Source organism: Pseudomonas sp. DC3200b2 (genome assembly GCF_049895785.1).
Lineage (GTDB): Bacteria > Pseudomonadota > Gammaproteobacteria > Pseudomonadales > Pseudomonadaceae > Aquipseudomonas > Aquipseudomonas massiliensis.
Genome location: NZ_JAFCTA010000002.1, coordinates 110,160 through 122,634, shown reverse-complemented (window position 1 = coordinate 122,634; position 12,475 = coordinate 110,160). Strand labels below are relative to the sequence as shown.

At 64.3% G+C, this 12,475-nt stretch carries 15 protein-coding genes; 8 read left to right on the top strand and 7 right to left on the bottom strand.

From position 1 onward, the window contains the following. The first annotated feature begins 105 nt into the window (after positions 1–105). The 3 genes from ACP691_RS06310 (at position 106) to ACP691_RS06300 (ending at position 2,977) form a co-directional block, all read left to right on the top strand. Complete coding sequence (locus ACP691_RS06310; RefSeq protein WP_426198687.1) at positions 106–882, top strand: substrate-binding periplasmic protein; 777 nt, start codon at positions 106–108, stop codon at positions 880–882. After that, positions 879–2,219 (top strand): diguanylate cyclase domain-containing protein, encoded by a 1,341-nt coding sequence (locus tag ACP691_RS06305; protein ID WP_426198685.1) that lies wholly within the window; start codon positions 879–881, stop codon positions 2,217–2,219. Before ACP691_RS06310 ends, ACP691_RS06305 begins: the two co-directional genes overlap by 4 nt. A 71-nt stretch (positions 2,220–2,290) precedes the next feature. After that, positions 2,291–2,977 carry a substrate-binding periplasmic protein gene (locus tag ACP691_RS06300; RefSeq protein WP_426198683.1) on the top strand — a complete coding sequence of 229 codons (687 nt, stop codon included), beginning with the start codon at positions 2,291–2,293 and terminating at the stop codon, positions 2,975–2,977. A gap of 7 nt (positions 2,978–2,984) precedes the next feature. On the opposite strand, the gene ACP691_RS06295 is transcribed toward ACP691_RS06300, so the two are convergent. After that, entirely contained in the window at positions 2,985–3,302 is a 318-nt protein-coding gene (locus ACP691_RS06295; protein ID WP_426198682.1) for a hypothetical protein, read from the bottom strand. Between the two features lie 117 nt (positions 3,303–3,419). On the opposite strand from ACP691_RS06295, the gene gstA reads away from it, so the two are divergent. Together gstA and ACP691_RS06285 are read left to right on the top strand one after the other, a co-directional pair. Then, the gene (gene gstA, locus ACP691_RS06290; RefSeq protein ID WP_426198680.1) at positions 3,420–4,025 is read left to right on the top strand and encodes a glutathione transferase GstA; all 606 of its coding nucleotides are present in this window, start codon (positions 3,420–3,422) and stop codon (positions 4,023–4,025) included. Positions 4,026–4,068: 43 nt separating this feature from the next. Beyond that, on the top strand, positions 4,069–4,953 hold the full coding sequence (locus ACP691_RS06285; RefSeq protein WP_426198679.1) for a DMT family transporter: 885 nt from the start codon (positions 4,069–4,071) through the stop codon (positions 4,951–4,953). A 128-nt stretch (positions 4,954–5,081) separates the two neighbouring features. Here ACP691_RS06285 and ACP691_RS06280 read toward each other — a convergent pair whose 3' ends face one another. The 3 genes from ACP691_RS06280 to ACP691_RS06270 form a co-directional block, all read right to left on the bottom strand. Further along, positions 5,082–5,852, bottom strand: a complete 771-nt coding sequence (locus ACP691_RS06280; protein WP_426198677.1) for a 3-hydroxybutyrate dehydrogenase — start codon at positions 5,850–5,852, stop codon at positions 5,082–5,084. Between the two features lie 81 nt (positions 5,853–5,933). Next, positions 5,934–7,148 (bottom strand): sugar transporter, encoded by a 1,215-nt coding sequence (locus tag ACP691_RS06275; RefSeq protein WP_426198676.1) that lies wholly within the window; start codon positions 7,146–7,148, stop codon positions 5,934–5,936. Between the two features lie 152 nt (positions 7,149–7,300). Then, the gene (locus ACP691_RS06270) at positions 7,301–8,377 is read right to left on the bottom strand and encodes an NAD(P)H-dependent flavin oxidoreductase (RefSeq protein ID WP_426198674.1); all 1,077 of its coding nucleotides are present in this window, start codon (positions 8,375–8,377) and stop codon (positions 7,301–7,303) included. Between the two features lie 256 nt (positions 8,378–8,633). On the opposite strand from ACP691_RS06270, the gene ACP691_RS06265 reads away from it, so the two are divergent. Further along, positions 8,634–9,080, top strand: coding sequence for a hypothetical protein (locus ACP691_RS06265; protein WP_426198673.1), 447 nt, complete (start codon positions 8,634–8,636; stop codon positions 9,078–9,080). Between the two features lie 26 nt (positions 9,081–9,106). On the opposite strand, the gene ACP691_RS06260 is transcribed toward ACP691_RS06265, so the two are convergent. Further along, on the bottom strand, positions 9,107–10,345 hold the full coding sequence (locus tag ACP691_RS06260; RefSeq protein WP_426198671.1) for an MFS transporter: 1,239 nt from the start codon (positions 10,343–10,345) through the stop codon (positions 9,107–9,109). A gap of 238 nt (positions 10,346–10,583) precedes the next feature. On the opposite strand from ACP691_RS06260, the gene ACP691_RS06255 reads away from it, so the two are divergent. Continuing rightward, on the top strand, positions 10,584–10,811 hold the full coding sequence (locus ACP691_RS06255; protein ID WP_426198669.1) for a hypothetical protein: 228 nt from the start codon (positions 10,584–10,586) through the stop codon (positions 10,809–10,811). 26 nt (positions 10,812–10,837) lie between these two features. Here ACP691_RS06255 and ACP691_RS06250 read toward each other — a convergent pair whose 3' ends face one another. Together ACP691_RS06250 and ACP691_RS06245 are read right to left on the bottom strand one after the other, a co-directional pair. Then, a complete protein-coding gene (locus tag ACP691_RS06250; RefSeq protein WP_426198667.1) occupies positions 10,838–11,347 on the bottom strand; it encodes a ferritin-like domain-containing protein in 510 nt (169 codons plus the stop codon). 119 nt (positions 11,348–11,466) lie between these two features. Next, positions 11,467–11,691, bottom strand: a complete 225-nt coding sequence (locus tag ACP691_RS06245; RefSeq protein ID WP_040262710.1) for a DUF2188 domain-containing protein — start codon at positions 11,689–11,691, stop codon at positions 11,467–11,469. Between the two features lie 170 nt (positions 11,692–11,861). On the opposite strand from ACP691_RS06245, the gene ACP691_RS06240 reads away from it, so the two are divergent. Then, complete coding sequence (locus ACP691_RS06240; RefSeq protein WP_426198665.1) at positions 11,862–12,452, top strand: flavin reductase family protein; 591 nt, start codon at positions 11,862–11,864, stop codon at positions 12,450–12,452. Positions 12,453–12,475: the final 23 nt, after the last annotated feature.

Here is a 12,475-nt window from a genome sequence, read left to right as displayed (position 1 = left end):
CACCGCCGACCGGGCGTTGAGGCCGCCACTTGCCCAGAGTCAAGTTGCCGCCCGAGCGGCCGATAGCGTGGGCACGATCCTTCCACCAGCCTTCGGAGAGCGACCATGCCCCTTGCCTGGCTCTCGCGCACCTTCAGCGCCGCGCTCGCCGCCGTGGCGCTCTTGGTGTGCCTGGAAGGCGCCGGCGCCACGGCATTGCAGGTGGTCACCGAAGAGCTGCCACCCTACAACACCCGAGTGGGCGGCAAGGTCGGCGGCATGTGCACCGAGATCGTCCAGGCGGTGTTCCGGGAAATGGGTATCGACCCTGACATCCAGATGATGCCCTGGGCCCGCGCCTACGACCTGGCGCTGCACGCGGACAACGTGATGATCTATTCCATTACCCGCACCCCTGAACGCGAGGCGCTGTTCCAATGGGTCGGCCCCATTGTCAGCACGCGCTGGTTTCTCTATTCCACCCAGGCGCGGCCCGTGAACCTGGATAGTCTCGGGCAGGCCTTGGAGCAGCACTACCAGATCGCGACCGTCAACCAGGACGTAGGCGAGCAGTACTTGATCCGGCAGGGCTTTGCCTTGGGCCAGACGCTGCAGCAGAGCAACCATTACGCCCTCAACTACGAGAAGCTCAAGCTGGGTCACGTGGCCCTGTGGATTTCGGACGAACTCAACGCCGCCTATACCGTAAGCATGGCCGGCGACGATCCGCGCCAGGCATTGCGTCCCGTGCTGGAGCTGCCGGAGCTGGAAGACAGTGGCTTCAACGTCGCTTTCAGCCGCAGCACTGATCCGCAGACCGTCGCCGCCTTCCGCGCGGCCCTGGCACGCCTGCGCGACGACGGTCGCTACGATGCCATCGTTCGCCGCTGGGTGGGCCCATGAGACCGGAACACTACGAGGACCCTACGCACCCGAGCATGAGCGCGGAACGGCCCCTGGCCCATCGCCTGGTGGTGGCGACCCTGGTGTTCTGCCTGGCCTTCACCTGCGCCACGGTAAGCGTGAGGACCTGGTTCGCCTGGGGCACCGAAATCCAAGCCATGAACGGTGAACTGGCGTTGATCGACCAGGTGTTCCAGGGCTCGCTGTCCAAGGCGATCTGGGAGATGGACCGCGACAGCCTCGAAGCGCAACTGGACAGCGTGGTGCACGCGGCCCCAGTGGGGCGCGTGACTTTGCGCATTCCCCGCCCCGAGCGCGCCGAGGAAGTATTGGTAAGGCAACGGGACGGTTTCCTCGGCACCGGCCCGGCGCCGTCCTTGCAACGCGCGTTGGTCGTGGTGCCTTACCCCGGCGCCGTGCAGGCCGTGGGCGTCCTGGTCATCGAAGGCGACCCTGCCCTGCTGCGCCAGCGGCTGTGGAAGGAAATCTGGACCATCATGCTGACGCAGATCGTCCAGGCTCTGGCGCTGGCGGGCATCACCATGCTCATGTTCAATGGCCTGGTCACCGTGCACGTACGGCATATCGCTCGTCACCTGGAGCGCCTTACTCCGGAAACCCTGGGCAAGCGCCTGCGACTGGACCGCCTGGGCAGCCGCAACGACGAACTGGACCTGCTCACCCTGCGCATCAATGCGCTGCAAGACAATATGGGCCAGTACCTGCAGCGTCAGCGCGAGGCCGAACAAGCCCTGGCCGCCAGCCGCGATGACCTGGCCCTGGAAGTGGCGCAACGCACCGCCGAGCTGGTGCGCGCGAACGAGCAGTTGCAGAGCCTGTCACGCCTGGACCCGCTCACGGGCCTTGCCAACCGGCGCTATTTCGACGAGCTCAAGGATGCGGAATTCAACCGCGCCTTGCGCAGCGGGCGCCCTTTGACCGTGCTGATGTGCGACGTGGATTTCTTCAAGCGCTACAACGATACCCACGGACACGGCGGTGGCGATGCCTGCCTCAAGCAAGTGGCCGATACCATGAAGGCCTTGTTCATGCGCAGCGGCGAGGTCATCGCTCGGCTGGGCGGCGAAGAGTTCGCCGTGCTGTTGCCTGGCAGCGATGCCCGGCAGGCCCGCCAGGCCGGCGAGCGACTGCGCGAGGCGTTGGCCGGCAAGCGGATCCCGCATGGATCCTCGCCCATTTCCCCTTATGTCACGGTGAGCATCGGCATGGCTGAGCTCGATCCGGTCGGCATGAGCGTGTTCGATCAACTATTGCATAGCGCCGATCAAGCGCTGTATCGCGCCAAGAATGGAGGCCGAAACCGGGTATGCGAATGACTCCTGTAGCTTCAGCCTCTGGCTGGAGGACCTGCCTGACTCAAGGTGTCGTCGCCGCCTTGATTGCGCTGATGGCAAGCCGGGCCCTCGCTCAGCCGATCGAAGCGGTCACCGAAGAATCCTCTTACAGCTACATGGAGGACGGAAAGGTGGCCGGGCCCGCGACCTCGGTGGTGACCACCGTGTTGGAACGCGCAGGCCTGAGCGAATATCACCTGGCCATGTATCCCTGGGCACGCGCGTACGACATCGCCCTGGGTGAACCCAACGTGCTGATTTTTCCCATTATCCGTACTCCGGAGCGGGAAGCGCATTTTAAATGGGTGGGCGAATTCGAGGAAATCCAGACGGTGCTCTACAAGCTCCGCGAAAGGAGCGACCTGGTCATCGCCCAGCTGGCAGATGCGCAGGAGCACAATCTGGGGGTGGTGCGCGACGACGTGCGTCATCAATACTTGCGCGGCAACGGCTTCACCCGTCTGGTGATCTCGGCCACGCCCATGGACAATCTTCGCAAGCTCCTGGCCGGCCAGGTCGATATGGTGCCCCTGTCGCCCCGGGATGCGCGGCGGTTCTGTGAGGAGCTGGGGATGCCCTTCGAAAACCTCGAGGCGGTCATGCCGTTGAGCCAGATCACTGTCCATGCGTACCTGGCCTTCAGTCTGGGCACCTCTGACGAACTGGTGCGGCGCGCCGTTGAAGCCTTCCGGCAATTACAGCGTGATGGAGAGCTCAAGCGCCTGATGGTGCCTCGCTGAGGCCCGTTCAGTCTTGCATCAGCGCCGGCAGGAACTCGCCATGCAGGTCCTGCTCGGCCAGGCGCCGCTCGACCGCCGCGCGCAGCCGCGCGACCGTGGCCTGCGCCGTAGGCATCGCCACACGCACCCACACGCGCCTGACATTCTGCTCATGGGTACCCTCACTGAGCATGTCATGGCTGACTACCGGGCGGCCCCGCCACAGGCACAAGCCTTCACTGGGAGAGTCCGTATCGTCAGGGGCATCCGGCGGCACCAGCCAGAGCTCGGTAGCGCCCCGCAGGTCCACAGTGTTGATATGCGCTTCTTCGATCGCTATGTTCATGGGGCTCTCCAATGTGATGTCGTTGAGAGTCCGGCACCTGCCGGCCGGTTCACTCGGCCTGGCCGGGCCGGCCATCGAAAAGGCCACGACCGCGGCCACGCCCATCAAGGAACTGTCATGAAACTGTTCTACCTGCCTGGCGCCTGCTCCCTTGCTCCGCACATCGTACTGTGCGAAACCCACACCCCCGTCACCCTGGTGAAGGTGGACCGTGCCACCAAGCAAACCGACGAGGGCGAAGACTTCCTGAACATCAACCCAAAGGGCTATGTGCCGGCCTTGCAACTCGATGATGGCCTGGTGCTGACCGAGGCTCAGGTCATCCTTCAATATCTGGCCGACCAGCCCCAGGGCAGTTCACTCGCCCCCAAGGCGGGCACCATGGAGCGCTATCGACTGCAGGAATGGCTCAGCTTCATCTCTACTGAGTTGCACAAGACAATAGGCTCCTTCTTCAATCCCAAGCAGACACCGGAGTGGAAAGCCGTCGCCACCGAGATTCTGCACAAGCGCCTGGCCTGGCTGGAAAACCAGCTGCAAGGCCGCGAGTTCGTGCTGGGCGACGGGTTCAGCGTGGCTGACGCCTACCTGGTCACGGTGCTGAGCTGGACCGTACGGGTGAAGTTCGATTTGTCGCCATGGCCAGCGGTACAGGCCTATCACACCCGCGTGGCGCAGCGACCTTCCGTGCAGCAGGCCCTGCGTGAGGAAGGCCTGGCGTAATGCTTCCTGCTCAGGGCATCGCTGCCTGGCTCGCTGGGGCGCCGTGACTCGGGCCCGGGCGTTGCTGCAACTGCACCTGGCCGCGCTGCTCTATGGCCTGTCCGCGCTGTTCGGCCAGGCCTTGAGCGTGAGTCCTCAAATGATCGTCTTCGCCCGAGGGCTGTTCGCCCTGGCGGTGCTCGCCCCGCTGTGCCTGCTGGCAAGGCGGATTCCCTGGCGCTCGCTGCGCCTGCTCGATATCGGCACGCTGATGCTGCTGGGCATTGCCCTGGCCATCCACTGGCTGCTGTTCTTCAAGGCCATTCATACAGGCGGCGTGGCGGTAGCGACCCTGGGCTTCGCCACCTTTCCGGCCTTTACCGCGCTCAGTGGCTGGCTTCTGTCAGCGCAGCGCATGGGCAGCCGGGACTGGGCCCTCGTTTGCCTGGCAAGCGCTGGCCTGGTATTGATCGGCCCGATGGACGCCAGCGATGCGACATCCTTGCAGGGGCTGGCATGGGGCATTGCCAGTGGCGCGACCTACGCGGCCATCGCCATCGCCAATCAGCACCTGAAGGTCACCTCGGACAGCCTCACGTCCAGCGTTTGGCAGATGGCCGGCATTGCCTTGGCCCTCGCGCCTTTCAGCCTGGACGAGTGGGCCGAGGTCGTCGCGAGGGACTGGTGGCTGCTGGCAGGCCTGGGCGTGCTGTGCACGGGCGTGGCCTATACGCTTTTCATCAGCGGGCTCAGCCAGGTCAGCGCCAACGTTGCCGCTGTGGTGATAGCCATGGAACCGGTCTACGCCATCGCGGGCGCATGGCTGCTATTCCAACAGCGGCCAACCTTGCCCATGGCCCTTGGCGGGGCCTTGATCGTGGGCGCCGTGGCCTGGGCCGGGTGCCGTCAGAAGCCGGCCGGCCAGCCCAGCGATAGGTACCGGCCATAGCTCGGCTCCAATCAGCGAAAGCTAGAGGTGAAAGCCGCAGCGTCCGGGAATGAAATGGCCAGTTTTCATCACAGCGATGCCCCTCGGGAATAGCGAGCGCGGCATCCTCTGCGCATTCCCGGCTGGTGTCAGGCCGCGGTCCATCCGCCATCCATGCTCCAGGCCGCCCCCCGGACCTGGCGGGCAGCGTCGCTGCAAAGGAAGCACGCCAGCTCACCAAGCTGCTCGGGGGTGACGAACTCCAGCGAGGGCTGCTTTTCGGCCAGAAGTTGGCGCCGGGCCTCGTCCGCGGTCAGGCCGCCTTCAGTCTTGGCGTCGATCTGGGCCTGTACCAAGGGCGTAAGCACGAAGCCTGGGCAGATGGCGTTGCAGGTAACCCCGGAGGTCGCCGTCTCCAGCGCCATCACCTTGGTCAGGCCGAGCACACCATGCTTGGCCGCCACATAGGCCGCCTTGCCCACCGAGCCGACGAGGCCATGCGCCGAGGCAATGTTGACGATCCGCCCCCAGTCACGGGCCTTCATGCCCGGCAGGCAGAGGCGGGACGTATGGAAGACCGAGGACAGGTTGATGGCAATGACGGCATCCCAGCGCTCGACCGGGAAACTCTCCACTGGGGCCACATGCTGGATGCCGGCATTGTTCACCAGAACGTCCACCGCGCCGAAGGCCGCCTCGGTGGCCTGGACCATGGCTGCGATAGCCTGCGGGTCGCTCACATCGGCAGCGTGGTGGAAAGCCTTGACCCCCAGCGCCCTGACCTGGGCCAGGGCCGGCTCCGGGTCACCGAAACCATTGAGCATGAGATTGGCGCCCGCCCGGCCGAGCGCCAGGGCGATACCTAAGCCGATACCACTGGTGGAGCCTGTGACCAGGGCGGTCTTGCCGCTCAGTTGCATGGGTGCCTCCTTGGGTTGGTTGATACTCCAACGGTAGCGGGGCCCGCAGGCGGCGCCAGCCTGGGCGAAGATTTTTCTATTTCAGTGCAGCGCTACCGGGCCCGCGTCCGCCTGGGCCGGCGGCGCGCCATAGCGGCGGGTAGACCAGGCGCACAGCCCCAGCCCGGCCAAGGCGAACGACCCACCGACGAAGCCCACCTGGCCGACGCCAAGGTGACTGGTCACCACGCTGCCCAGCAGCGCGCCGCCGCCAATGCCTATGTTGTAGATGCCTGAATGGAGCGCCATGGCCACGTCGGTGGCATCCGGGGCCAGATTGAGCACCCGAGCCTGCAATATCAGGCCGAAACACATAACGAAGATGCCCCAGAGCGCGCTCTGCACAGCCAGCCCAGGCAGCCAGCCGGCGACGGGTGTCATCACCAGCAGGCAGGCGGCGAGGCCACCTAGCACCAACAACAACAGTGCACGGGGATAACGATTGTTATAGCGACTGAACAACAGGGAACCGAGGATGCCCGCGCCGCCGAAAAGCAGCAGCAGCCCCGTGGTGGTTTCTCCACGCAGCCTGGCGACTTGGGCGACGAAAGGCTCGATGTAGGTATAGGCAGTAAAATGAGCGGTGACCACCAGGGCCGTAAGGACGTATTGCAGCGTGAGCGCGGGGCGCTTGAACAGCACCGGCAGGCTGCGCAGCGAGCCCGAATTCTGGCTGGGCAGCGCGGGCAGCGCCCTGGCCAGGACGACCAGGGTAGCGGCCGCGGCGATCCCGATGACGGCGAAGGTCACCCGCCAGCCAAAGGCTTCGCCCAAAACCCGGCCCAGCGGGATGCCCAGCACCATGGCCAGGGAGGTTCCCGTGGCAAGCAGCCCCAGGGCCTGTACCTGACGTCCTGGAGGCGCCACACGTACCGCCAGCGACGCGGTGATGGACCAGAACACTGAATGGGCGAAAGCGATCCCTACCCGGCTGGCCAGCAGCATGCTGAAACTGGTGGCGAAGGCTGAAACCAGGTGGCATAGCGCGAACACGGCGAAGATCACCATGAGTAATCTTCGCCGCTCGACATTTCGGGTCAGCAGCATGATCGGCAGGGAGATCAGCGTAACGATCCAGGCGTAGACCGTCAGCATCAACCCGACCTGGGCGGAAGTCATCTCAAAGCTGCCGCCAATGGCGGCGAGCAGTCCCACCGGCACGAACTCGGTAGTATTGAAAATAAAGGCGCCCAGGGCCAGGGCTATCACGCCCAGCCAGCTGTCACGTACGACGGGGGTAGCGGGTGACGTCATCATAGGTACTCAGGTCAAGTCCACCCGGGAGGGCGAATCAGCGAAACGGCCAGTGCCAAAGCAAAAAGGCGCGCTCACCAAGGGTAAGGGCGCCTGCTGAATGTCGTTATGGAATCACTGCCGAGCCTGTGGCAGGACATGCTAACGGTGACACGCTATCGGAGCAATCCGGGCAAGGCATCGAGATCGGAGCTGGCCTTGCGCTCCTGCTCCAATACCCTGACCAGTTCACCCGCGGGCAAGCGCCGCGCCAAAGGCGCGCCCTGCCCCGCCCACTGCACGGCGAAATCCGTACTGCCAGCGGCCGAAGCCGCCGCCGCCAAGGCTTTTTGCGCGTCATAGGCCAAGGGATAGTCGGGAATACCCGAGCAGCCGAGGCTGAAGTTACGATTGACCAGCCCACGGGCCGGGCGCCCCGAAATGGCTGTGGTTATCTGGGTGCACAAGCCTCGAGGCCCGACCAGCGCCTGGCGATAGCTTTCGTTGGCCGCGGATTCCGGGCATCCGATAAAGGCTGTTCCCAGCTGTACGGCACTGGCGCCCAGTTCCAGGCAGGCGCGGATGCCGGCGCCATCCATGATGCCCCCGGCGGCTATCAACGGTAGCGACACCTTCGCCGCCAATAAGCGCAACAGCGGCAGGGTTCCCAGGCAGAGGTCGGCATCGGGGTCGAATACGCCTCGATGCCCACCAGCTTCATATCCTTGCACCACCAGTGCGTCCATGCCCGCCGCTATCGCCATCTCGGCCTCGGCCAGCGAGGTAACGCTGCACAGCAACAGGCTGCCGGCCTTCTTCAGCGCCTGCACCGCGTCCGGCGCGGGCAGCCCGAAATGAAAGCTCACCACGGCCGGGCGCATTTCCAGCAGGCAGGCCAGCATGGCGTCATCACCCACGAAGGTACGGTAGATCTCTCGCAAGGCCACGGGAGGACGCGCGCCGAATTCCATGAACAGCGGTTCCAGGGCGCTCAGCCAGGCAGCATCGCGCTCGGGCCGGGCCTGGGCCGGCCTATGACAGAACAGGTTAAGGTTCAAGGGGCCCGCCGTCAGCGCGCGGGCCTGCTCCACCATCGCACGGGCTTGCTCGGGCGTGCTTGCTCCCAGCCCCAGAGACCCCAGCCCGCCCGCGCCAGTGACCGCCGCGGCGAGCGCCGGGGTAGACACCCCGACCATGGGTGCCTGGATTATAGGCAGGCCAATGCCCATGCGTGCCAACAATGGTGTGTTCATGATCTCGCCTCAACCGAACGTCCGGCCCACAGCCTAACGGCTTTTGGCACGGCCAGCAGCCTGTAAGTGCCTTTGGCGAAGTCAACGGCCGAGGCGCCGCTGCGTTGTGACGTTCATCACAAAACCGCCGCATGCCTGCGCAGCTTATCCGGAAAGCCCCAGGGCAGCGCACCTGCGCCGGGAACCGAAGCGGCAAGGCCCGGTCGGAAGCGGGTCTTTGAAGTCTCGACGTTACGGCGTGGAAGGAGGTACTGGGGTGCAAGAGGAACGCTTGGCACTGTTGCTGGACATGCTCGACGAATTGGCCGCTGGCCGCTGGCAAGTGTCGCGCAAGGGGTATACAGGATTCGGCTATCGGCGCCCTTCCTTCCTGCCGGATGTATGGGTGACGGCCATGGACGACCCTCTCGGTCACGCCGCGTGCGCCATTGGCTATGCGTGCCTGGATGCCCGTTTCGAAGGGCTCTACCTCAATGGCCTGGAGCCCTGCACGCGAGTGGCCCCGAGCGCGCGGGCCCACGCTCGCCTGGCCACCGGTTGGGACGCAGTCTGTAGCTATTTCGGCCTGGACGAGCCGACGGCGCGCCGGCTGTTCAGCGCCGAACAGTCGCCTGCCTCCATCGCCTGCGTGCGCGACTGGCTGCGCGAATGGCTCTACAGCCCCGCCAAGCCAGGGGCGGGCAGCCCGCGCAAATGTGGCTGAGTGCACGAAAGGTTCGCGCGCATCGCCTATGCACTACCTTCTTCGCTCATGTTCACGCCGGTCGCGTTCGGCAGCCAGCACGCCGCCAGGAAGGCGATGGCGTAGGCTGTCACGGCCAAGGTGCCCATGGCGGCCGGCAGGCTTGCATGAGCGGCCGCGAAACCCACTGCCGCCGGCATGACTGAGCCGAGACCGCGACCGAAGCTGGTGCAAAAGCCTGCGCCGTTGGCACGGATCCTGGTGGGATACAATTCGGAGAACGCCAGTGGCAGCCCGGAAGCCAGCCCACCCTGGAAAGCCCCGACCAGAAGGCCGAGTACCAAAACCACCGCAAGGTTGACCGGCGCGAACATGTATACGCTGACCACCAGCGCCTGGCACAGGAGGAACAGCATGAAAGCCCGGCGGCGGGTAATGCGGTCGCTGATGATGCCGTACAGGAAGGGCCCTAGTAGCGAGCCCAGGATATTCACGGCCAGATAGCCGGAAGTGGAGGCTACGGGCAACTGCAGCACGGTGCGCATATAGGTGGGCAGCCAGGTGATGATGATATAGGCAGCGCCGAAGATACCGCTGGCCAGCACGGTCCCGATCAGGGTGATGCGGCGGTGCTCCGGCGCGAAGATAACCCTGATGTTCATCGTGCGCGGTCGGGCGCTCGCCCGTGTGAAGGCTTCGGATTCCGGCACCAGACGCCGTATGAACCAGATCAGCAGGGCCGGCAGCAGGCCAATGGCGAAAAAGGCGCGCCAGGCGATGTCCTCGGGAAGGAATGAAAACACCACTGGCATTACCGCCAGTGAAATGGCATATCCCACGGCATAGCCGCTCTGGATCGACGCCGCGACCCGACCGCGGAGCGCCGGGTTGACCACTTCGCTGATAAGCACCGCGCCTACCACCGCTTCGCCACCGTAGCCGATGCCCTGAAGAAACCGCACAGGCAGGAAGGCCCAGAAGCTACCGCACAATCCGGCCAGGGCGGTGAACACCGCCACCCATAGGACAGTGACCTGCATCACGCGGATCCTGCCGAAGCGGTCTGCCAGCAGCCCGGCGCCCCAGCCTCCGATAGCGCTGCCAATAAGCGACACCGATCCCAGAAGCCCAGCGTCGCTTTTGCTCAATGCCAGCACGCTCATCAGCACCGGCATCATGAGGGCGTAGATGGTCGAATCCAGAGAGTCGAGGGTAAAGCCGCCGAAGCATGCCCAATAGGTGCGTTTCTCCGTCGGTGTCAGTTGCGAGTACCAACCCAGGCGCATGAGACCTTCCTCTTTATGAGTAGGTCAGCAGGCTACGCCGGGCAGCCAGACAGCCTGGGGTGCGAAATGCTGATGGGCCCAGTGGTTATGTTTATGGAAGGTGTCGGCGAGCCGGCGACGGAGGGCGCGGCGCGAGCCTCAAGGGCTGGAGGGTACGTGCCGATAGCATTGACGAGCCCAGCGTAGTGGGCAGCCTGCCAGGCTGCCGTCTGGCTCGTCAGTCGCCGGAGGGCACGCAATGGAACACAACAATCAAGTCGGTTCGTATCTCACCGCTCACAAAAGCCTGATGAGCATGCTGGCCGACAGCGTCATGGCCAAACTGGCCGAACCCAGCGCGGCCGAGCCAGTCTCTGCCGAGCCCGCGCAAGCCGCTGATAGGCCTTTCGTGGACAGTTTCTACTTTCGTAGCCGCGCCAAGCGCTGCGGCTGCGCTCAATGCAAGGCCGTGCGGGCAGCCATGTAGGCCGCCCTGCTGGCTTGCAGTCGCCGTCAGCGCTTGGCTTCGAGGTCGGGATGCTCGGAACGGCCCAGGAACTGCTGGGTCGTTTGCGGCAGATGTTCCAGGATCCATTGGGCCATGGCTTTTTCCTGCTCCAGGATCTTCTCGCACTCAGCCGCCGTGACAGTATCACCCGCTGCCTTGGCGGCCGCGATGATCACGGTGTAGGTAGCGATCTCCAGGTTCTCGAAGACATAGCCGCTCATGGAGCCCTTGATGACTTCATCAGGCATGGTCATGCCAGCCATGGCCTGCCCAAAGGCCATCAGCTTGCCGCCAAGGTCCTTGAGCGTAGAAGGGCTGCCACCCAGGCGCTGGATGGCGGCGTCGACCACACCTTGCTGCCAACGGGTTTCTTCGATGTGTTGCTGGATACGCTGCTTGAGGTCTGGATAGTGCTCAAGGCGCTCAGCCTGGGCCGTAAGCATTTTTTCAGCCTGCTGCTCCATGGCGTGGGCGTCTCTGAGCCAGTCGAGCAAGTTGTCTTGTACCGATGCCATTGCGATGTCCTCTCACGATGCTGATGGAAACAGGGTGCTGAAGGTCCGACCGAGACGGGGACGACTTGGCTGCGCCAATTTTCGGCCGGCCAGACCAGCGGTACCGAAGCCGGGCCGCTTCAGCCTTCACTGCGTCGCGGGTCGGCACTGCGCGGATAGGTGCGTTCCTCCTGAACGGTGCCGTCGCCTTTGTGGATTTTCACCGACGCGGTCTTGCCTTCCATGAAGGCCGCGGTAGCTTCCATCAGCGCTTCCTTGGTCGGTGCGCTCTTGGACGCACGGCTGGCGCCTTCCTTCTTCAGTTCCCAATGGTCGCCGGCTTTCGTGATGTGGTAGTTGTCCATGTCGCCTCCTGATGGTTGCAGGCTATTTGCCTCGATTCAAAGCTGTAGAGGGCTAAAAACGCCATCAGTTCGAAGCAAAACGTCTGCAACCCACGGCGCGCCTGAAGTGCCGCGGATCGAAGCCTACCGGCGGCGGTCAGAGCCTCACCCCCTTGTTCGAGGCAACTCCCATGACTGAACACATCGTCGCTGTCCCGCTGGAAAAGGCCTACCGCTTGCTCAACCACGGCCCTACCGTTCTGGTGTCGGCCTGTCATCAGCACGTGGAGGATGTGATGGCCGCGGCCTGGGCCTGTGCCCTGGACTTCGCGCCGCCGAAGCTAACCGTGGTCCTGGACAAGAGCACCCGCACGCGCGGCCTGGTGGAACAGGCCGGCCGCTTCGTAATCCAGGTTCCGACCGCGGCCCAGGTACAGATGACTCATGATCTGGGCAATCGCTCACTGGCCGACGATCCGGACAAACTTGTTCATTGCGGCGCGGTACTGCAGCGTATGGATGGGCGTGACCAGCCCTTTGTGGCAGGTTGCTGCGCATGGCTGGAGTGCCGGCTGATCCCGGAACCGCACAACCAGCAGGCTTACGATCTGTTCATCGCAGAGGTGGTGGGCGCCTGGGCCGATTCAAGAGTGTTTCGCGACGGACACTGGCATTTCGAAGATGCCGATCCCGGCCTGCGCAGCATTCACTACGTGGCCGGGGGACAATTCTTCGCGATTGGCGAGTCGCTGATGGCCCGGCATGCGCCGAGCCAGAGCTGAAGCTGGCAGACCAGGCGGGCTGC

Bases quoted from the DNA above. Each gene is read 5' to 3' on its own strand.
- ACP691_RS06310 (WP_426198687.1), top strand. From the start codon at position 106: ATGCCCCTTGCCTGGCTCTCGCGCACCTTCAGCGCCGCGCTCGCCGCC.
- ACP691_RS06305 (WP_426198685.1), top strand. From the start codon at position 879: ATGAGACCGGAACACTACGAGGACCCTACGCACCCGAGCATGAGCGCG.
- ACP691_RS06300 (WP_426198683.1), top strand. From the start codon at position 2,291: ATGGCAAGCCGGGCCCTCGCTCAGCCGATCGAAGCGGTCACCGAAGAA.
- ACP691_RS06295 (WP_426198682.1), bottom strand. From the start codon at position 3,302: ATGAACATAGCGATCGAAGAAGCGCATATCAACACTGTGGACCTGCGG.
- gstA (WP_426198680.1), top strand. From the start codon at position 3,420: ATGAAACTGTTCTACCTGCCTGGCGCCTGCTCCCTTGCTCCGCACATC.
- ACP691_RS06280 (WP_426198677.1), bottom strand. From the start codon at position 5,852: ATGCAACTGAGCGGCAAGACCGCCCTGGTCACAGGCTCCACCAGTGGT.
- ACP691_RS06275 (WP_426198676.1), bottom strand. From the start codon at position 7,148: ATGATGACGTCACCCGCTACCCCCGTCGTACGTGACAGCTGGCTGGGC.
- ACP691_RS06270 (WP_426198674.1), bottom strand. From the start codon at position 8,377: ATGAACACACCATTGTTGGCACGCATGGGCATTGGCCTGCCTATAATC.
- ACP691_RS06260 (WP_426198671.1), bottom strand. From the start codon at position 10,345: ATGCGCCTGGGTTGGTACTCGCAACTGACACCGACGGAGAAACGCACC.
- ACP691_RS06255 (WP_426198669.1), top strand. From the start codon at position 10,584: ATGGAACACAACAATCAAGTCGGTTCGTATCTCACCGCTCACAAAAGC.
- ACP691_RS06250 (WP_426198667.1), bottom strand. From the start codon at position 11,347: ATGGCATCGGTACAAGACAACTTGCTCGACTGGCTCAGAGACGCCCAC.
- ACP691_RS06245 (WP_040262710.1), bottom strand. From the start codon at position 11,691: ATGGACAACTACCACATCACGAAAGCCGGCGACCATTGGGAACTGAAG.
- ACP691_RS06240 (WP_426198665.1), top strand. From the start codon at position 11,862: ATGACTGAACACATCGTCGCTGTCCCGCTGGAAAAGGCCTACCGCTTG.